16 protein-coding genes are annotated in these 20,035 nt (G+C 63.7%); 12 read left to right on the top strand and 4 right to left on the bottom strand.

The annotated features are described in order from the left end of the window. Nucleotides 1–53: 53 nt before the first annotated feature. The 3 genes from YWC_RS28580 to YWC_RS0106845 all read right to left on the bottom strand — a co-directional run bounded on the left by YWC_RS28580 (nt 54) and on the right by YWC_RS0106845 (nt 4,260). The gene (locus YWC_RS28580; protein ID WP_443093621.1) at nt 54–2,348 is read right to left on the bottom strand and encodes an outer membrane beta-barrel protein; all 2,295 of its coding nucleotides are present in this window, start codon (nt 2,346–2,348) and stop codon (nt 54–56) included. After that, entirely contained in the window at nt 2,276–2,986 is a 711-nt protein-coding gene (locus YWC_RS31485) for a TonB-dependent receptor (RefSeq protein ID WP_051306289.1), read from the bottom strand. The genes YWC_RS28580 and YWC_RS31485 overlap by 73 nt, the downstream gene beginning before the upstream one ends. A 344-nt stretch (nt 2,987–3,330) precedes the next feature. Beyond that, nucleotides 3,331–4,260, bottom strand: a complete 930-nt coding sequence (locus YWC_RS0106845) for a DUF808 domain-containing protein (protein WP_027864702.1) — start codon at nt 4,258–4,260, stop codon at nt 3,331–3,333. A gap of 195 nt (nt 4,261–4,455) precedes the next feature. Between YWC_RS0106845 and YWC_RS28585 the strand changes: the two genes are divergently transcribed. The 11 genes from YWC_RS28585 to YWC_RS0106905 all read left to right on the top strand — a co-directional run bounded on the left by YWC_RS28585 (nt 4,456) and on the right by YWC_RS0106905 (nt 17,788). Continuing rightward, nucleotides 4,456–4,665 (top strand): BrnA antitoxin family protein, encoded by a 210-nt coding sequence (locus tag YWC_RS28585; protein WP_036213385.1) that lies wholly within the window; start codon nt 4,456–4,458, stop codon nt 4,663–4,665. 88 nt (nt 4,666–4,753) lie between these two features. Continuing rightward, a complete protein-coding gene (locus YWC_RS0106855; protein ID WP_027864703.1) occupies nt 4,754–5,038 on the top strand; it encodes an HU family DNA-binding protein in 285 nt (94 codons plus the stop codon). 103 nt (nt 5,039–5,141) lie between these two features. Beyond that, the gene (locus YWC_RS0106860; RefSeq protein ID WP_027864704.1) at nt 5,142–5,792 is read left to right on the top strand and encodes a LysE family transporter; all 651 of its coding nucleotides are present in this window, start codon (nt 5,142–5,144) and stop codon (nt 5,790–5,792) included. Between the two features lie 121 nt (nt 5,793–5,913). After that, the gene (locus YWC_RS28590; protein WP_051306290.1) at nt 5,914–7,929 is read left to right on the top strand and encodes a DUF6600 domain-containing protein; all 2,016 of its coding nucleotides are present in this window, start codon (nt 5,914–5,916) and stop codon (nt 7,927–7,929) included. Nucleotides 7,930–8,206: 277 nt separating this feature from the next. Further along, nucleotides 8,207–8,473: an HP0495 family protein gene (locus YWC_RS0106870; RefSeq protein ID WP_027864705.1), complete on the top strand. Its 267-nt coding sequence runs from the start codon at nt 8,207–8,209 to the stop codon at nt 8,471–8,473. 89 nt (nt 8,474–8,562) lie between these two features. Then, nucleotides 8,563–9,249 carry a lipoyl(octanoyl) transferase LipB gene (lipB, locus tag YWC_RS0106875; RefSeq protein WP_027864706.1) on the top strand — a complete coding sequence of 229 codons (687 nt, stop codon included), beginning with the start codon at nt 8,563–8,565 and terminating at the stop codon, nt 9,247–9,249. A 44-nt stretch (nt 9,250–9,293) separates the two neighbouring features. Next, nucleotides 9,294–10,280: a lipoyl synthase gene (gene lipA / locus YWC_RS0106880; protein ID WP_027864707.1), complete on the top strand. Its 987-nt coding sequence runs from the start codon at nt 9,294–9,296 to the stop codon at nt 10,278–10,280. Nucleotides 10,281–10,535: 255 nt separating this feature from the next. After that, a complete protein-coding gene (locus YWC_RS31955; protein ID WP_084416339.1) occupies nt 10,536–11,651 on the top strand; it encodes a type IV toxin-antitoxin system AbiEi family antitoxin in 1,116 nt (371 codons plus the stop codon). Then, nucleotides 11,648–12,565 (top strand): hypothetical protein, encoded by a 918-nt coding sequence (locus YWC_RS31960; RefSeq protein WP_084416340.1) that lies wholly within the window; start codon nt 11,648–11,650, stop codon nt 12,563–12,565. Before YWC_RS31955 ends, YWC_RS31960 begins: the two co-directional genes overlap by 4 nt. A 219-nt stretch (nt 12,566–12,784) precedes the next feature. Then, complete coding sequence (locus YWC_RS0106900) at nt 12,785–15,721, top strand: glycosyl hydrolase 115 family protein (RefSeq protein WP_229413032.1); 2,937 nt, start codon at nt 12,785–12,787, stop codon at nt 15,719–15,721. Nucleotides 15,722–15,814: 93 nt separating this feature from the next. After that, complete coding sequence (locus YWC_RS0106905; protein WP_036213392.1) at nt 15,815–17,788, top strand: helicase-related protein; 1,974 nt, start codon at nt 15,815–15,817, stop codon at nt 17,786–17,788. Between the two features lie 25 nt (nt 17,789–17,813). Here the strand turns inward: YWC_RS0106905 and YWC_RS0106910 are convergent, their stop codons facing one another. After that, nucleotides 17,814–18,716 (bottom strand): MBL fold metallo-hydrolase, encoded by a 903-nt coding sequence (locus YWC_RS0106910; protein WP_027864711.1) that lies wholly within the window; start codon nt 18,714–18,716, stop codon nt 17,814–17,816. Nucleotides 18,717–18,834: 118 nt separating this feature from the next. On the opposite strand from YWC_RS0106910, the gene YWC_RS0106915 reads away from it, so the two are divergent. Continuing rightward, nucleotides 18,835–19,827 carry a GlxA family transcriptional regulator gene (locus YWC_RS0106915; RefSeq protein ID WP_027864712.1) on the top strand — a complete coding sequence of 331 codons (993 nt, stop codon included), beginning with the start codon at nt 18,835–18,837 and terminating at the stop codon, nt 19,825–19,827. Nucleotides 19,828–20,035: the final 208 nt, after the last annotated feature.

Below are 20,035 nucleotides of genomic sequence, written 5' to 3' on the forward strand. Positions count from 1 at the left end.
GGAAATAAAAAAGGCCGCGCGAAGGCGGCCCCGACTCTCCTATCCGGGAATCGTCAGAACTCGTAACGTGCGGTCACGCGGACCGAACGCGGAATCTGGAACGAGGTAGGCTGCATGTAGTTCAGGTTCAGCTTGCCCTCGCCGACGGTGTCACGCGAATAGTCGCGGCGCTCGTCGAACTCGACCGCTTTCTGGCTGTTGAACACGTTGAAGACGTCAGCCTGGAGGGTGAGCTTGCCTTTGGCGACACGCGGCATGTAGGCCAGCTGCAGGTCGAGCGAGCCGGTCCATGGCGTACGGCCCGCGGTACCGCGCTGCACCAGCGTGGACGTGCCGCCCGATTTCAGGCAGTAGTACGACGACGCGGTGGTGTAGTTGGCTGCGTCGTCGTAGTCGTCTGCCGACTCGGGCACGAAGCCGATGCAGCTGACCGGACGGCCCGACGACACCGTGGCGTTGAAGCCCAGGCGCAGTTCGCTGGTGAGGCCGTAGTTGCCGTACATCTTGAGCACGTGGCGGCGGTCGTTCGACAGGTAGCCGTTCGAGCCGTGGGTCAGCGACGCGAAATCGAAGTCCTGCGACACACCGGCATCTTCCTGGTTGATGACCGAGTTCACATAGCCCTCGGCGCTGCCCTTGACCTTGGACAGGGTATAGGATGCGGCCACGCCCCAGGTGCCGTTGAACGGACGCTCAGCGGTGAACTCGAGCGAGGAGTAGTTGCGGGTGTACTTCTCCAGGCCCAGGTACTTCGCCGGAATCACTACTTCCGTCAGCTTGCCGTCGTTGTTGAGGTCCATCTGCAGGTTGACGTCGTTGCCCGGGTTGAGCAGGAGGCATTGCGCCATGGTGCTCGAGTCGAAGTTCTTGTGCCCGTTGTCGGCTGCCCAGCGCTCGAAGCCCATGTGCGAGCAGAAGTCGTCCATGCCGTCCTGGACCTTGCGGTAGCTGGCCTTCACACCCATGCTCCAGCCGCTCGCCAGCGCCTTCTGGAAACCGAGGATGAATTCGTCCTGCGACATCGGCTTGAGCTTGGTGTCCGCGATGGTCGCCGGGTGCGGCAGCGAGCCGTCACCGACGATCTGCGGTACGCCGAAGTCGTTGGCGCTCACGCCCACCGGACCCTGGGTGCGCGGATCGCGGCCGGTGAAGGTGTAGAAGCGCTGCTCGTACAGTTCGCCCTGGGTAGCGCGGATGTTGGTGTTCGACGCGACCGGGATGTAGTAGCGGCCGGCGTTGGCGTACACCTTCAGCGTCGCATCGCCCTGCACGTCCCATGCGAAGCCCAGGCGTGGCGCCAGCAAGTGGTCGGCCTTGACGAAGCTGACGCCGTCGCCGTTCTTGTTGTTGAACGATTCCGAGCGCAGGCCTGCGTACAGCAGCACGTTCTGGGTAACTTTCCAGTTGTCTTCCACGTAGTAGGCGCTGTTCTCGACCTCGAAGCTGCCGCCGGTGCTCACCGACTCGCGACGGCGCACGTATTGGCCGCCCGGCGCGACGACGTTCGGCACGCCGTTGACGGTGCCGTTATCCGACACGAAATAGCGCCAGTAGTAGCCGCCCGAGTAATCCGACTGGCCGCCTGCATACGAGGTGAACTTCTGGTGGTCGACACCGGCGCGCAGCGTGTGGCTGCCGAGCGAATAGTCGACGTCGAAGCGGAAGGCGCGGCGCTTGTCTTCATCGACCGGACGTGCATTCGGGTCGCGCACCGGAGCACCCGGGAACGGCATCGCCCAGCAGCCGATCTCGGTCTGGTCGACGTCGAGCACGACCGGGCAATCCTGGCCCGAGTTGCGCGCGCCGACGGTATGGGCGACCTGGTCGTTCACGGCGCCGACCAGGGCGGACACGGTCAGGTTGTCGGTCAGGTAGCCGGTGTACTTGCCGATCAGGATCTCGCCGCCCGAGGTGATCTTGCTGATCGCCGGTTCGCCCAGGTGGTAAGTCAGGTTCTTCTGGTTGGGGCGGGTGACGATGTCGCGGTTAAAGTCGAGGATCTCGTCTTCGTGCTCGTTCGAGATCGCGGTCAGCTCCAGGCGGTGCGCGTCGGTCGGCATGAAGTCGACCTTGATCATGCCGTTCGGCTTGCTGGAGGTGGTCCGGGTGCTGAGCGCTTCCGAGAAGGTGTCGGTGCGGTCGTGCCGGCCCTCGATGAGGCCGAATACGAACAGCTTGTCCTGGATGATCGGGCCGCCGCCATAGACGTTGAAGGACAGGTCGGTCTGCTGGCGCGCCTTGCGGAAGGAAATGTAGTTGTTGGCGCCCGGATCGTTCAGGTCAGGAATGTCCTTGCCTTTCGAACGCAGCCCCTGCGGTTCCAGTAGACCGATGCGCCGCCCTTCCAGGTGTTGGTGCCGCGCTTGGTCACCAGGCTCACCACGCCGCCCAGCGAACGGCCGAACTCGGCGCCGTAGCCGCCCGACTTGACCTGTTGCGCCCCGATCGCGTCGAACGGCAGGTTGGCGTAGGACAGGAAGTTGCGGATGTTGGTCACGTCGAAGCCGTTGATGTAGTAGCCGTTCTCTGCAACCGACGAACCGCCGAAGGAGGGCAGGCCGCCGACGCCCAGGTCGGCGTCGCCCTTGATCACGCCGGGAGCGAGCAGGGCGAACGAGTTCGCATCGCGCGCGACCGGGAGCGCAGCCATCTGTTCGGCGGTGAACACCGTGTTCGATTCCACGCTCGAGACGTCGATCACGCTGCGCACGCCTTTCACGACCACGCGCGAGACATTATCGACCGCCAGGTCGACCGCGGTACCGGAACCGATCGCGACGTTCACGTCACGGGTGATGCCGCCGCCTTCGACGCGGTACGAACCCGGCTGGAGCTTGGCGGCGGTGTAGGTGCCGTTCGCATCGACCGTGATCTGGCGCGTCGCGCCGTTCTCGATACTGGTGATCGTGATCTTGTCACCGGGCTTGCCGCGGCCATAAATCGAGCCTTCGGAACTCTGCGCGACGGCGACAGAGGAAATCAACATGCCCACTGCAATTGCGGCGACGCTAAGCTGATAGCGCCCGGATGAGAAACGCATAGATGCTCCTGTAGTAATAAGAGTGTTGTGATCAGTCGTCAGCAAATATTGCTAAGACGAAATGATTACTGATCAGAGTATCTGTCAATACACCGTGTCAAACAGTTGTTTGTCTAGACAACATTACTCACGAGATATCATGCGCGCTGAGTGACTTCTGATACCAAAAAGCGACAAGTCGCTGCCTGGCATGTCGATGGCGTGCGCTTGGATGACTGGCCAGGACGGCCATGGAAACGGCGGAGAGGGAGTCGGACAGCCAATGGACTGTCCGACAAAAGAGACTGCGCTCAGTGCGCTTTCTTGCCGCGCATGCGCTGCACGAGGGTCACGACCATCAGCACGAGGGCGCCGACCACGACGCCGGCCAGCGCATCGACGATGGTCGGGGTGATTGCCGCCAGCACGCCGCCGACGCCCGGCACGCCTGCTGTCACCTGCGCCGCGCCTTCCGCGAAATGGTGCAGCGGCTCCCAGGCGTGGGCGATGATGCCGCCGCCGACCATGAACATGGCCGCAGTGCCGACCACCGACAGGACTTTCATCAACCGGGGCGCCGTCGCGAGCAGCAGATTGCCGGTGCCGCGCGCCAGGCCGCTTGCTTTCTGGCTCAGGGACAGGCCCACATCGTCCATCTTGACGATGGCGGCCACCAGGCCGTACACGCCCACCGTCATCGCCAGCGCGATGGTAACCAGCACCATGACCTGCTGGCTGAACGGTGCGTTTTCCACTGTGCCGAGGGCGATCACGATGATCTCTGCCGAAAGGATGAAATCGGTGCGAACCGCGCCCTTGATTTTTTCCTGCTCGAGCGCGTGCATGTCGACTGCGGGATTGACCAGCGCTTCGCTCAGTGCGGCTTTGTGCTCTGCGTCTTCCTTACCGTGAAGGAACTTGTGCGCCAGCTTCTCGGCGCCTTCGAAACAGAGGAAGGCGCCGCCGATCACGAGCAGCGGCGTGATCAGCCATGGAACGAAGGCCGAGATCGCCAGCGCCGCCGGCACCAGGACCGCCTTGTTCTTGAGTGAACCCTTCGCTACCGACCAGACGACAGGCAGCTCGCGTTCAGCATTGACACCGGTAACTTGTTGCGCATTCAGCGCCAGGTCGTCACCCAGTACGCCAGCAGTCTTCTTCGCCGCCACTTTGCTCATCACGGCCACATCATCGAGGACACTTGCAATATCGTCTAGTAGTAATAACAGGCTGCCAGCCATCGTTGCTCCAATCATGTCAAGTTCATATCATCTTACCTGAGCGGTGATTTGCAGTCACACGGTTCAGCGCGGCTTTATGCATTTCAGTCGCGTAAATCTGCATCTCGTCGCTTTTGCCGGGCGTCCGGAAAATCGCGTACGTATAGTGCAGGCTGTTGGCTGCGGTACTGCAGCCTCGCCACCGAAGGAGACGCCATGAATACCGAATCGACCCTGCAAGCAGCACCTGTGCGCCGTGCCCGTCCGCCGAAACGCAAGACCCGCATCACGATCTACCTCGACGACGAAGTCCTGAACGAATTCCGCAACCTGTCGGAACGCTGCGGCACCGGTTACCAGACGCTGATCAACGCCGCCCTGCGCCACCGCCTGGCGGCGCCGAGCGTCGAAAACAGCCTGGCCTGAGGCTGCGCGTCGCTTCGCCTCCGGACGGGATTACATAGAGCAATTCTTTTGTGCTAATCTTCCCGCTCTTTTAACCCCGGAGGGACTTATGAAAAAAGGCGAACTGATCGCGGAATTCGCGAAGCGCACCGAGATGTCCGGCGCGGCTGCCAACACCGCCGTCAACACGATCATCGAGATCATCACCGAGCGCCTGAAGAAGGGTGACACGGTCGGCATCACCGGCTTCGGCACCTTCTCGGTCACCAAGCGCGCTGCGCGCAAGGGCCGTAACCCGGCAACCGGCGACGTCATCAAGATTGCAGCATCGAAGACCCCGCGCTTCGCTGCCGGTGCGACGCTGAAAGCAGCTGTCAACCCAAAGAAGAAGTAAGCAGTACCCTGGCCTTGCGCCGCGCTCCGGTTGATCCGGACGCGCGCGCTGGCCCGTTTCGCATTACCCTCCTCCCTCTTTCCCTTCCTTTTCCCCTAGCAGCATGAGCTTCGCTACCTGGATCGCCTTCGTCATCGCCGGTTCCCTGATCGCCATTTCGCCCGGTTCCGGCGCGGTGCTGTCGATGTCGCACGGCCTCGCGTACGGCCTGAAGAAAGCCAGTGCTACCGTGCTGGGCCTGCAGCTCGGCCTGATCCTGGTGCTGGTGATCGCCGGCGCCGGCGTGGGTTCGCTGCTGCTGGCGTCTTCGGTGGCGTTTACCGCCGTGAAGATCGTCGGCGCGCTATACCTGATCTACCTGGGCATCGCGCAGTGGCGCGCGCCGGCGGCGCCGGCCACCGATGCCGGCGCGGTGAGCAGCGCCGGCCTGCCCGCCCACCCGGGCTTCGGCAAGCGCGTGATGACCGGCTTCCTCACCAATGCCACCAACCCCAAGGGCATCATTTTCATGGTCGCGGTGCTGCCCCAGTTCATCAACCAGAAAGCGCCCCTGCTGCCGCAGCTGGCCATCCTCGGGGTGACCATGGTGACCATCGATTCGATCGTCATGCACGGCTATGCCGGCATGGCATCCATGATGCAGCGTTTCCTGCGCGACGTGCGGGCCGTGAAGCTCCAGAACCGCATCTTCGGCGCCGTGCTGGTCGTCATGGGTACCCTGCTGTTCCTGGTCGAACCCGGCCGCCGCGCCTGAGTCATGTATCTTGCTGTGTCTGTTACACAGCAGTTGCAACTTTCTGTAAGTTACGTATTCCCGGCACGCCTTCGTGCGTTGTAATCAGGTAGCCGTCCTTCGTCCACCTAGCGGAGCCCCCATGAACAAGCGATTCGCCTGTACCGCCGTGATGCTCGCGCTCACGGCTTTATCCACTGCCGCCCTGGCGCAGGGCACGCTGGAGACCGAGCCGCCGGGCCGCGTCGGCCGCGTTTCGCTGGCCCAGGGCAAGGTCAGCATCAGCGGCGACGTGGGCGAAACCGCCACTGCCGCCCTGGTCAACTGGCCCGTCACCAGCCGCAACCTGATCACCACCGAACCGAACGGACGCACCGAGGTGCGGATCGGCTCGACCGCGATCCGCATCGACGGCGACAGCTCGCTCGAAGTGAGCGAACTGGACGACGACAGCCTGCGCCTGCGCCTGCACTACGGCAGCGCCAGCATCCGCATCCTGAGCGAGGACGTGCTGCCGGAATTCGAACTGAGCACGCCCCAGGGCCGCGTGCGCATGCTCAAGCCCGGCCGCCTGCGCGTGGATGCCGAGCGCGTGCGCGATACCAGCGTGGTCAGCGTGTTCGATGGCGAAGCCCAGGTCGATGGCGGCGGCGCCAGCCTGACCATCCGCGCCGGCCGCAGCGCCGAGCTGCGCGACGACGACGTGCGCACATTACAGGCGCAACGCGACGCTTTCGACGACTGGGCATTGGGGCGCGACCGGGAGCTCGACGGTGCGCGCTCGGCGCAGTACGTCACCACCGAGATGACCGGCTATGAAGAGCTGGACCGCCACGGCATCTGGCAAGACGACATCGAGTACGGCCCGCTGTGGATCCCGTCGGTCACCTCGAGCTGGGTGCCCTACCGCGACGGCCGCTGGACCTGGATCGCCCCCTGGGGCTGGACCTGGGTCGACAATGCGCCCTGGGGCTATGCGCCCTTCCACTACGGCCGCTGGGTGCACGTGAAGAACCGCTGGGCCTGGGCCCCGGGCCGCAAGGAACACTACGGCCGCCGTCCGATCTGGGCGCCGGCGCTGGTCGGCTGGGTCGGCGGCAGCGGCTGGAGCGCGAGCTTCCACCAGCACGGTTCGCGTCCGGCCACCGGCTGGTACCCGCTCGGCCCGCGCGACCACTACGTGCCGCACTACCGCCTGTCGGACGAGCGCCTGCGCCGCCTGAACTCCTGGAGCTGGCGCGACCGCAAGGACGGCGACCGCCGCGACCGCAATCGCGACCGTGGCGACGGACCGGGCGTGCCCGACTACCGCCAGCGCGGCCTGACCGTGGTCCCGCATGCGAACTTCGGCCAGCGCGGCCAGGTCGTGGTGCCGGACGTGCCGCGCGCCACCCTGCCGGGCGTCATCCCGAGCGGTCCGGGCGCCGCGCCGCCGGCGCCGCTGACATGGCGCGACCGCGCCGCCCGCCGCGACCGCGACCGCGACGGCATTCCCGACCGCATCGACCGTATCGACGGACCGCGCGACCGCGATGGGGACGGTATTCCGAACCGGGTCGACAGCCGGCCCGGCGGCATCCGCGACCGTGCCGACCGTGATGGCGACGGCATTCGCAACCGTTTCGACCGTGATCGGGATGGCGACGGCATCCCGAACCGCGTCGACCGCGAAGGCTGGGGCCGCGACCGCGCCGAACGCGGCCAGCGTCCGCCGGTGCTGACGACCAATCCGGCGCCCCGTCCGCCGGTGGCGGCAACGCCGGGCCAGCAGCCGTTCCAGCCGGGCGCGATCACCACCGCGCCACCACCGGCGCCGGCCGTGGTGCAGGAACCCGCCCGTCCGCAATGGGGACGCGGACGCGAGGACGAGCGCCGCGAACGTCCCGAGCGTGCCGAGCGCTGGGACCGTGGCGAGCGTGGCGACCGCGGCGAGCGATTCGAGGGCCGCCGCGAGCGTCCGCAGCCGGTGGCGGCGATGCCGCAGCCGGCCGCACCGAGCATGCCGCCTCCGCAGGCGGTCGCGCCCCCGCCGCCACGCGTGATGGCGCCGCCGCCTCCGCCGATGGCAGCCCCGCCCGCGCCGCCACCGGCGCGCGCCAGGCTCGAACGCCGCTCCGAAGCCCTGGACCACGGGCGGCCCAACGAAAGAGAACGCTGATGTGAAGGCGGCGGCGGCGCCGTCCATGCCGCCGTTTGCGCCGCCCGTCACGCCAGGCTGCCGTTCGTCCCATAGCGCTCGCGGCGTGGCCGGCGGAGGAATACAGTGGCATCACTCGCTCGCAGGCAGCAGCGCTGCTCCGAGCGACCCCCATGTCCCGCTATTCTTCCCATTCCAAAAAGAATAGTTCAGGCCGGCCACAGCGCCGGCCTTTTTTTTCGCCCCTGCAGCACCATATGGGATTGGCTACAATGCCGCTTTGCACAGGACAAATACTATGGACCAGAAAGAATCCCTCATCGAATACCCGAGCGACTTCCCGATCAAGGTGATGGGCGCGACGCATGTCGATTTCGCTTCGACAATTGTCGAAGTGATTACGCAACTGGATCCGACTTTCCACGCCGGAAAGATGCAAAGCCGTCCTTCCGCCAAGGGCAACTACACCGGCCTGACCGTGACCGTGCGCGCCACCAGCCGCGAGATGCTGGACGACGTCTATCGCGCCCTGTCCTCGCACCACATGGTCAAGATGGTCCTCTAAAGAGCCAAACGGGATCGACGGCCGGCGGGCACGATGCATCGCGCTGGCTTATAATGACAGGGCTGTCCATATTCCCGCCCTATACCCACATGTCCGCTACCCGTCCCGCCACGCCGCTGATCCGCGAGCTCGGCCGCGCCGACTACGAACCGACCTTTGCCGCGATGCGCGCCTTTACCGACGCGCGCACCCCGGAGACGCAGGATGAGTTGTGGATCGTCGAGCATCCTCCCGTGTACACGCTGGGCCTGGGTGCCGACCGCGCCCACGTGCTGGCGCCCCACGATATTCCCGTGGTCCAGACCGACCGCGGCGGCGAGGTGACCTACCATGGTCCCGGCCAGGTCGTGATCTACCTGCTGATGGACCTGCGCCGCAACAAGCCGGGCGGCAAGCTGTACGCCCGCCAGTTTGTGGCAAAAATCGAACAGGCGGTCATCGAGGTGCTGGCGGCGTATAATCTCGCGGGCGAACGCGTTGCCGGGGCGCCCGGCATCTATATCGCGCAAGGGCCACGCAAGGGCGCGAAGATCGCCGCCCTCGGCCTCAAGGTGCGCGGCAACGGCTGCACCTACCATGGCGTATCGCTGAACGTGGCGATGGACCTGGCCCCGTTCACGTGGATCAACCCGTGCGGATACTCGGGTCTGGCCACGGTCGACATGCGCACCATGGGTGTGGAAGCCCCGCTGGTGGATGTCCAGCAGGCGCTGGCGCAGCAGCTGATATATCAGCTGCGTGCGCCAATCGGCTCGGTTGAAGCAACCGAGCCGTAACCGAACAAACTCTCTGAATGGAAGCCCGCCAGGGCACGAGCCAAATGACCACCGACACCACCACCGGCACCGCCCAAGCTTACGACGCCACCGAGAAGCAGAAGGGGGCCAGCAAGACCTCGCGCATCCCGATCAAGATCGTCCCGATCGCCGATACCGAGCGCTTGAAGAAGCCGGACTGGATCCGCGTGAAGGCCGCGACCGCCTCGTCGCGCTTCTACGAGATCAAGGACATCCTGCGCGCCAACAACCTGGTGACCGTGTGCGAAGAGGCGAGCTGCCCGAACATCGGCGAATGCTTCGGCAAGGGCACCGCGACCTTCATGATCATGGGCGACAAGTGCACCCGCCGCTGCCCGTTCTGCGACGTCGGCCACGGCCGTCCGGATCCGCTGGACGTGAACGAGCCGGGCAACCTGGCCAAGACCATCGCCGACCTGCGCCTGTCCTACGTCGTGATCACCTCGGTGGACCGCGACGACCTGCGTGACGGCGGCGCCGGCCACTTCGTCGAGTGCATCACCAAGACCCGCGCCTTGAGCCCGAACACCAAGATCGAAGTGCTGGTGCCGGACTTCCGCGGCCGCCTGGAAAAGGCCCTGAACATCTTCGCCGATGGCCTGCCGGACGTGATGAACCACAACCTGGAAACCGTGCCGCGCCTGTACAAGGAAGCGCGTCCGGGCGCCGACTACAAGCACTCGCTGGTGCTGCTGCGCGACTTCAAGAAGATGTATCCGACCGCGGTCACCAAGTCCGGCCTGATGGTCGGCCTGGGCGAGACCGACGAGGAAATCCTGGAAGTGATGCGCGACATGCGCGAGCACGACATCGACATGTTGACCATCGGCCAGTACCTGGCGCCGTCCAACTCGCACCTGCCGGTGCGGCGCTACGTGCACCCTGACACCTTCAAGATGTTCGAAGAGAAGGCCTACGAGATGGGCTTCGTGCACGCCGCCGTGGGCGCGATGGTGCGTTCGTCCTACCATGCCGACCAGCAGGCGCACGAAGCGGGCGTCGCTGCCTGATTCGCGTTTAAGCAAGTTTGCAGGCCAGCCAGTCGCTATACGCGACGGAGCTGGCCTTTTATTTTGCGGCAGCGGACAGGTTACAGCAGAACGGCTTTGTTTTACTCAGCCAAGCAGCCTTAACAATTTTTGTGTTGGCTACCGATGTTGAACCCGAGCCTTCTCAAGAGGAAAGATTAGCTGTACAGCTAATCTTTCCTCTTCGTCTAACTTAGGAATATGTGCTAGATTAGCTGTACAGCTAATCTAAATATTATGCATAACAAAGATATTTCCTTGTTGCACGATTTTACGGGAACTCTTCAGGACGCTACCGGCTTCGTGGCTGAACATGAAGAACTAGAGGTCCCGGTCACGAGTGACCGCTCAAATAGCCGACTAGATGCTCTCGTCAGAACACGGACGCCAAACGGAGACGTCTGTTTATTAGCAATCGAGCTCAAACGAGTCGCCTATCCCCGCGATGTTCGAATGGCAATTAGCCAGCTTGCGGAATATCGGGATGTTATCTCTAACGATGAGCGAGTTGAACTATGTTTGATCGCCGATCAGATCAGCCCTGGCTCACGACAAGCTCTGCGGGAAGCTGGAATCAACTACTTTGATCAGAGCGGAACCCTATATTTTAGGCATCAAACATGGTTGGTGGATGTTGAGCGTCCCCCCTTGCGTGTAAGTCGAAGAAAAGATGTGGCGTTATTTAGCGGAGCACGTGAGCAGGTAGTCCATGCACTGCTCCACCATTGGCACACATATTCTGGCGATGAGTACATCTCTGGAACCGAGCTTTCTTCTCTCGCACACACTTCGACGTTTACCGTGTCGAGCACGATGCAAGGCCTTGAACAACTAGATTTAGTTGAATCCAAGGGCAGCGGCCCTGCGCAGCGTCGCCGCGTGCGTGATCCTGCGGCTCTTTTAGACGCTTGGGCCGAAGAGTGGGTTCGACGACGGGAAACGCGCACTCGCTGGTACACATACGCTCCCGGTGGGAACATTACTGATAAGGTCATTGAAAGCTTCATAAAGCACTCGCAGAATCAGTGGGCGCTGACCGGGGCTGCTGCTGCGAATGCCGTGGTTCCACGATTAACAAATGTTGATCGCGTAGAAGTCATCATTCAGCCTGGTGAAGCGGATGAGCTTGCGTCAGCAATGGGGCTAACGAAAGCAGAGAAAGGTTCCAACGTGATCTTGATCGAGCGATCAGGGGCATCCTTAATGTTTTTGGACGAGCATCCGGAACGCCCAAATTCCAGATTTGCCAGCCGATTCATACAGTATCTTGATCTACTCAACGGATATGGACGAAACAAAGAACTTGCAGAAGAGTTTCGAAAGCAAGCACTCAAAATAGAAAGTAGCAAGTGAACACAAAGTATAAAACTGCTGCGGAGTACAGTACCGACCACACAAAGGCCTGCGAGACGGCTCTCGTCGCGTTGTTACGGGCATTCGGCTCGCTAAAGGCAGACTTGCGACTCGTAGGCGGGCTGGTGCCCCGGTATTTGACACCCGCGCGACCACCAGAAGTCCCAGAACATTCCGGCACAACCGACGTTGATGTTGTTCTCAACATCACCTTACTCGCTGCTAAAGGTACTTACGCTAAATTGAAGCGGCAGTTGAAAGATGGAGGATTTGAGCGGTATCAGCGCGATCAGGAAGGCCCACCAAGTTCTTGGCAATGGGTATACCGGGTTGATAGCAAATCTATCGTTGTTGAGTTCCTGCAGCACACCGACGATCCGAACCAAAGCGCAAGGCTCGTGGAGATTGATGGCGAGGAGGTCTCTGCATGCCAAATTCTGCATGCCGGCATTGCGCACAACTGGTTTGAAGAGACGGAAATCGTCGTTGAACTTCCCGATAACGGCGGGACTGTAAAAGAGATCATTCGACATGCTGACGCCGTGGCTTTCATCGTGCTGAAGGCCATCGCCTTTAACCAGCGTCATGAGCGTAAGGATGCAGCAGATCTCGTCCATGTGATGCGTTACTGGGGTACTCTGGAATCCCTCGCTCAAGCATTTACCGATCGTTTGGCAACCAAGGTCCATGTACCTGCCATCGATCAAGCATTGGCAGCATTGGCTGCGAACTTTTGCGATGAAAAAGATATTGAAGGCTATCGCAAAGATGGACCATCAGCTGTGGCCAACTTCCACGGACTTCAGGAAGGAAAAGAGGATGACCGAATTCGTGAACAGCGAGAAGTGAGTGGTATGGTGAGTTACTTTCTTCAGCAGGTGGCTCAGCTACGCGGAGATGATCCAATTAGATAATCGAGCATTGACCCGTCTCTCCAGGGGCATGTGCCTGGGCGTCGACTAAAGCACCCGAACGAGCCGTAATCATCTGCGATTCGTAGCAAGGGCCGGCCCAGCGCAAGCGGCGCCGGCCTTTTTCGTTAGCCCGGCTTTCGTTTGACTCCTTGCCCGGACAATAATAGACTCTGATGATTGCGCTAACATTAATTGTTGGCTATAACAATCGGAGGAGACATGGCAGCACCAGCGAGGCCCGGCAGCGGGATCGGAACACGCATCATGGAGCGGCTGCTGTGCTGCCTGGCGCTCGGCCTGTGCCTGTCGCTGCCGGCCGAGGTGCACGCGCTCGGCACCCCGCGTTTCGTCGACGTGCAGGGCAAGGATGGCGTCCAGCTCGTGAGCAAGGGCCGCGCCGCGCCGATCGTGGTGGGCAAGGACGACTTCCCCGGCGTGCTGCGCGCGGCGCGCGACCTGCAGCGCGACATCCAGAAGGTGACGGGCAAGACGCCCGAGTGGCAGACCGGCGCAGCGGGGAGCGACGTGATCATCGTCGGCACGCTCGGCCGCCACCCTCTCATCGATGAACTGGCGAAGCAGGGCAGGATCGATACGCGCACGCTGGCCGGCCAGTGGGAAGGTTTTCTCATCCAGGCGGTGACGGACCCGCTGCCCGGCGTGAAGCGCGCCCTGGTCATCGCCGGCAGCGACAAGCGCGGCAGCATCTACGGCATCTACACGCTGTCGGAACAGATCGGCGTCTCGCCCTGGCACTGGTGGGCCGACGTGCCGGTGGCGCGCCATGCCGCGCTCAGCGTCCCGCTGGACACCCGCCTGATGGACAAGCCGGTGGTCCAGTACCGCGGCATCTTCCTGAACGACGAAGCGCCGGCGCTCACCAACTGGGCCAGGCAGCGCTTCGGCGGCTACAACCGCAAGTTCTACGAGCAGCTGTTCGAACTGATGCTGCGCATGCGCGCCAACTACCTGTGGCCCGCCATGTGGGGCTCGGCCTTCTACGACGACGACAAGGGCAACGGCGAGCTGGCCGACACCATGGGCATCGTGATGGGCACCTCGCACCACGAGCCGATGATGCGCGCCCACCAGGAGTGGATCCGACACGGCAGGGGCCCGTGGGACTACAGCCGCAACGCCGACACGCTGCGCGCGTTCTGGGCCCAGGGCCTGCGCAACACGCGCGACCACGAGAAGGTGATCACGATGGCGATGCGCGGCGACGGCGACGAGCCGATGTCGGAAAGCGCCAACGTCGACCTGCTGGAGCGCATCGTGCGCGACCAGCGCGCGCTCATCAAGCAGGAGCTGGGCAAGGATCCGGCCACCGTCCCGCAGCTGTGGGCGCTCTACAAGGAAGTCCAGGAATACTACGAGAAGGGCATGCGCGTGCCGGACGACATGCTGCTGCTCTGGTGCGACGACAACTGGGGCAATATCCGCCGCCTGCCCACGCCGGAGGAACGCAAGCGCAGCGGCGGCGCCGGCGTCTACTACCACTTCGATTACGTGGGCGGCCCGCGCTCCTACAAATGGCTGAACGTGACCCAGATCGCCAAGGTCTGGGAGCAGATGAACCTGGCCAACGAGTACGGTGCGAACCGGCTCTGGATCGTCAACGTGGGCGACCTCAAGCCGATGGAAGTGCCGACCGAGTTCTTCCTCGCGTATGCCTGGAATCCGCAAGCCTGGCCCGCCGAGAAACTGCTGGCCTACCTGGAGGCCTGGGCCGCGCGCGAGTTCGGCGTCCGGCACGCCGGCCGCATCGCCTCGATCGTCGAGCGCTACACCCGCTACAACGCGCGCCGGCGTCCGGAACAGCTGGAACCGACCACTTACAGCTTGAGCGCTTACGACGAAGCCGAGCGGGTGGTAAACGACTACAACGCCCTGGTCGAAGAGGCCCGCCAGGTCGGCCAGGCCCTGCCGAAGACGATGCAGGACGCGTACTTCCAGCTGGTCGAGTATCCGGTGCGCGCATCCGCCAATGCGCTCGACATGTGGGTGTCAAGCGGCAGGAACGCCCTGTACGCGCGCCAGGGACGCGCCACCACCAACGACCTGGCCGCCCGCGTGCAGCGCCTGTTCGACCGCGACGCCGAACTGACCCGCCAGTACCACGGCAGCAATAGCGGCAAGTGGAATCACATGATGTCGCAGAACCGCTTCGGCTACACCAACTGGGCCCAGCCCTATCGCGACGTGATGCCGGCGGTATCGAGGCTGCGCCTGCCGGAGCCGAGCACGCCGGACGGCATCCGCGCGGCCGACCAGATGGGCGTGGTGGTGCAGGGCAGCCAGGCGGTGTGGCCGGCCTACGGCCTGCAGCACATGAGCGTGCCGGCGCTCGATGTCTTCGACAGGCAGCCGCGTTATCTTGAACTGTTCAACCGCAGCAGGGAACCCTTCGACTACGCGGTCAAGGCGAGCCATCCGTGGATCCGGCTCAGCCATGCGGCAGGGCGGGTCGACAAGGAACAGCGAATCCTGGTGGACGTGGACTGGAACGCCGTCCCGGCCGGCAGCATGGAGGCCGAGCTGACGGTGACGGGTCCGGAAGGGGCGAGGGTGCTGGTCAAGGTGCCGGTGCACAAGCCGGCAGGCTTGAGTCCGCAGTCCGCGCAGGGGCACGTGGAGAGCCGCGGCGTGGTCGCCATCGAGGCCGAGCACTTCAGCCGCCAGCATGCGCCGCAAGGTCGCCGGTGGCTCAGGATTCCCGGCTACGGCCATACCCTGTCGGGCATGACGACGATGCCGGCCGCCGCGCCGGCGCTGAGGGTGGAAGACGGCATGCGGCTCGAGTACGACGTGCACCTGTTCAAGGCCGGCGAACTGAAGCTGCATGCGACCCTGGGACCGACGCTCAAGTTCCAGCCGGGGAAGGGCTTCCGCTTCGCCGTGTCGATCGACGACGGTCCGCTGCAGGAAGTCAACGTGCACGCCGACGAATCCGAACAGTACTGGAACCAGCTCGTGTCCGATGGTGTGGCGAAGTTCGTCACCACCCACCGCGTGGACCGGCCGGGGCGCCACACGGTCAAGTTCTGGGCCCTGGATCCGGGACTGGTGCTGCAGCGCCTGGTGATCGATGCGGGCGGGCTGCAGCCGAGCTATCTCGGTCCGCCGGAAAGTCCTTACTATCCGGTCAAGCGGTAACGGTCGAAGGAGGGGGCTTGCGCAGGGGAACGGAGCCATGCATGTTCGCGCGCTGCGATATAGTGATGGCAACATGACATCACGCAAGCAACCATGAATCAATCCCACCCTCCTTCCGACGACACCGAACACGACGACGCCTTCCTCGAGCGCGAGCTCGACTTCGCCGAGCGCGGCATCGAACTGGTCAAGATGGAAGGCCGCGTGTTCCTGCGCTTCTCCGGCGAAGTGCGCTACGAAGGCCTGCGCGTGCCCTACCGCCTGGTGCCTTCGCGCGGCGTGCTGGCCAAGCCGAGCAAGTGGCGCAAGATGGACATGCTGGCGCGCCGCGACCTGCTCGAGGAACGCGCCACCCCCGATGCCATCGAGGATCTGCAGACCGAAGCCGAGGCCTTCGTGCGCGACATCGCGGAGGAAGCCGACGATTTCGGCTGGGACCCGATGCTGTTCCTGCACGTGCTCGACGAGCTGGAAACTTCGGAGCCGGCCGAATTCGTGTTCCAGCGCATCTCGCAGCGCCTGACCCATGCGATCGAGCGCGAGCAGGAAGAGCGCCACGCCGCGCGCACCAAGGAAAGCATCAACCTGGCCGAGTACCCGGAATCCTTCGAGGTGGCCAGCCGCATGCAGCGCAAGTTCATCGCCCTGCTCGGGCCAACCAACTCGGGCAAGACCCACCGTGCGATGGAGGCGCTGGCCAAGGCCGCGAGCGGGGTCTACCTGGCTCCCTTGCGCCTGCTGGCGCTGGAGAACTACGAGCGCCTGCAGAACGCCCGTCCGCACGGCAAAGAGATCAAGGTCAGCCTGATCACCGGCGAAGAGCGCCGCATCGCCGAAGACGCGACCCACGTCGCCAGCACCGTCGAGATGCTGGATACGAAAACGCAGGTGGAAGTCGCGGTGATCGACGAGATCCAGATGCTGGCCGACCGCGACCGCGGTGCAGCCTGGACCGCGGCCGTGTGCGGCGCGCCGGCATCGACCGTGTTCCTGGTCGGCGCCCCGGAAGCGCGGCGCGCGATCGAGGCGCTGGCCGAACGCCTGGAAGTGCCGCTGGAAGTCCACGTGCTGAAACGCATGGCGCCGCTGGCGATGGAGCCTTCGCCGGTGCGCAAGCTCGGCAACCTGCGGCGCGGCGACGCCGTCATCGCCTTCTCGCGGCGCGACGTCCTGATGTGGCGCGACATGATCACCGAGAAGGGACTGTCGGTCGCCACCGTGTACGGCAACCTGTCGCCCGAAGTGCGGCGCGCCCAGGCCGAGCGCTTCCGCGAAGGGCAGGCCGACATCGTGGTCGGCACCGACGCGCTGGCGATGGGCCTGAACATGCCGATCGCGCGCATCGTGATGACCACCGCCGTCAAGTACAACGGGGTCGAGGAAGAAGAGATCTCGGCGGCGCTGGCCAAGCAGATCGCCGGCCGGGCAGGGCGCTACGGCGTGCACGAGGAGGGTTTTGTCGCCGGCTACGACGACGACACCCACGAGGTGATGCGCGCGCTGATGAAGGAAAAGATCCCGCCGGTGGCGGCCACCGGCTTCGCGGTCGCGCCTTCGCTCGAGCAGCTGCACCGCATCTCCTCGGTGACGGGCGAGACTTCGCTGGTGAAGCTCTTGAAACGCTTCGTGCACAACATTGACGTGCCGGACGGCTTCTTCTATCCGCGCATCACCGAGGAGCAGAACGAGCGGGCCGAATGGCTCGACACGCTGCCGCTGTCCGTGGCCGAGAAGTTCATGCTGTCGCTGGTGCCGATCTCGAGCCGGGTGCCGGTATTGCAGAGCGCCTGGGAGCATTGGGCGCTGTCGCTGGCCAAGAAGAAGGTGTGCAAGCTGCAGCCGCCTATCCAGGAGCTGTATTACATGAACCTGCAGGAGGTCGAGGATACCTGCCGCATGTACTCGGCCTACGCCTGGCTGGGCTACCGGGACCCGGAACACTTCCCCAGCATCGAACTGGCGCAGCAGCTGGCGCGTGAGGCTTCGGAGCGGGTGGATGCGATGCTGCAGCAGCAGAATACGGCAGCGCGGCAGCGACAGGGCGGCAACGCACGCCGCCGCCGCTGAGTTACCGCCCCTGAGTCGTCGCCGCTCAGAATTGATAAGCCTGGCCGTCCTCCGGCACCAGCACGCGCTGCGCGTCCATGCCGTTTGCCTTGATGTGCGCACGCAGGTCGGCACGGCTTTGCATCATGTGGTTGACCGCTTCCATGTGGCTGCCAATGATGCTTGCGCGCGGCGCGGCCTGGTAGGCGCGCGACAGGTCGTCCTTGCCCATGATGATCGAACCGTCGAAGCCCTGCAGCCGGGCGTAGCCGGTATTCAGGACGATGACGTCCGGCTGGTAAGTCCAGATGGCCTGGTCCACTTCCGGGCGCCAGATCGTGTCGCCGGCGATATACACGGTCTTGTGGCCGGGACGCTGGAACACGATGCCGGACACTTGGCCCAGTAGGGCGCCTGCGGGCGAGACCATCATCGCGTCGCTGCCGTGCTGTCCTCCCGTCCTCGTGAGGCGCACGCCCTTGAACTCGGTGGCCGCGCCAAGCACGCGCACATCGGTGAATCCATCTTTCCGGATTGCCTGTGCATCGGTTTCATTTTGCGCGAACACGGGGATGCTCTTCGGTAGCGATTGCTTGGCCGCGTCGTCCCAATGGTCGAGGTGGGTATGCGTGACGATCACCGCATCGGCACGCATGACCTCGTCGAGCGGCAAGGGCAACTCGACCAGCGGGTTGCGCAGCTCGCTGTTGTAAGTCCCGGGAAAGCCCGGATAAGCACCTTTTTTCGCCAGCATCGGATCGACCAGGAAGCGTGTGCCAGCATACTCGATCTTGAGGGTTGCATTGCGGATCTGCTGGATGCGTACGGTCGGCGTGCCGCTTGCCGCACCGGATTGCGGATCGGTGGTACCTGTCGGCGTGGCGCAGCCGGCGAGCAGGGCGAGGGCGGTCGCGGCGGCGATCTGTGTCAAAGGGCTGAAAAAGCGCATGGCGGTCCTGTGGTGGTGTTGTGGAAGGAAGCATCTGCTTTCCTTGGTGATCACATTCTCGCGCCATCGGCATCGAGGTAATAGTGGCCTGAAGGACGATATGCGATAAAATCGGGCCATGACCACATCAACCGACCAGACACGCCGGCGCCACCGGGTTGCCGTGATCGCTTTCGACGACATGACGCCGTTCCACCTGTCCGTACCCTGCCTCGTTTTCGGTACGGTGCGCGACGATCCGGCGGCACCCGCCTTCGATGTCGCGGTCTGCGCCGTCGAACCGGGCGCCCTGCGTACCTCGGCCGGTTTCGCCATTTCCGCCGGCTGTGGCCTGGAGGCGCTGGAGGATGCCGATATCGTGTTCATGCCGGCCTGGCACGACGATTGCCGTCCTGCGCCCGGCCTGCTGCTGGAGGCATTGCGCCGCGCCCACGCACGCGGGGCGACTGTCGTCGGCTTGTGCCTCGGGGCGTTCCCCTTGGCCGAAGCGGGTTTGCTGGACGGCCGGACCGCGACGACGCACTGGGGTTGTGCCGACCAGATGGCGTCGGGCTATCCGAAAGTGAAGGTCAACCGGGACGTCTTGTATGTGGACGAAGGCAGCGTCCTGACCTCGGCGGGCGTGGCGGCGGGATTGGACTGCTGCCTGCATCTGCTGCGCCGCCTCGCCGGTGCCGAAGTGGCGAACCGCGTCGCCCGCAAGCTGTTGGTAGCGCCGCACCGGCAGGGCGGCCAGGCCCAGTTCATCGAGCGTCCGCTGCCGGAATCGCACAGCGAAAGCCGTTTCGCGGAGGTCCTTGCGTGGGTGGCCCAGCATCTCGAACGGGAACACAGCATCGATACGCTTGCCGCACGCGCCGCCATGAGCCGCCGTAACTTCACCCGGCACTTTCGCCAGGCGACCGGTACCTCGTTCAAGCAGTGGCTTCTGAACCAGCGCCTGGCCTACGCCCAGCGCATGCTGGAAGGCAGCGACGTATCGATCGACGTCATCGCCCAGCAGGCTGGCTTCAACTCGGCGTTGTCGCTGCGCCAGCATTTCCGCGCCAGCCTGCAGACTTCGCCGTCGGCCTACCGCAAGCTGTATCGCAGCGAACAAGCGATGGTGTGACAGGCAGGCCGCTGAAGCGCTCACGCGCACAGTGTAGGATGCGTCTTTTTGACAATCAGGAAACAGCAGTGACGATGAACCCGAAATACACCCCTGAATCCTTCAACGAATTCGGGGAGAATAGGGAAAACGGAAAAAATCGGGCGCTAAGCCCTGTTACCGATTCTTGAAGTCCGCAGCGACCGATATTTTTCTCATCAACCTTCTT

Origin of the sequence: Massilia alkalitolerans DSM 17462 (genome assembly GCF_000427785.1) — a bacterium.
GTDB lineage: Bacteria > Pseudomonadota > Gammaproteobacteria > Burkholderiales > Burkholderiaceae_D > Telluria > Telluria alkalitolerans.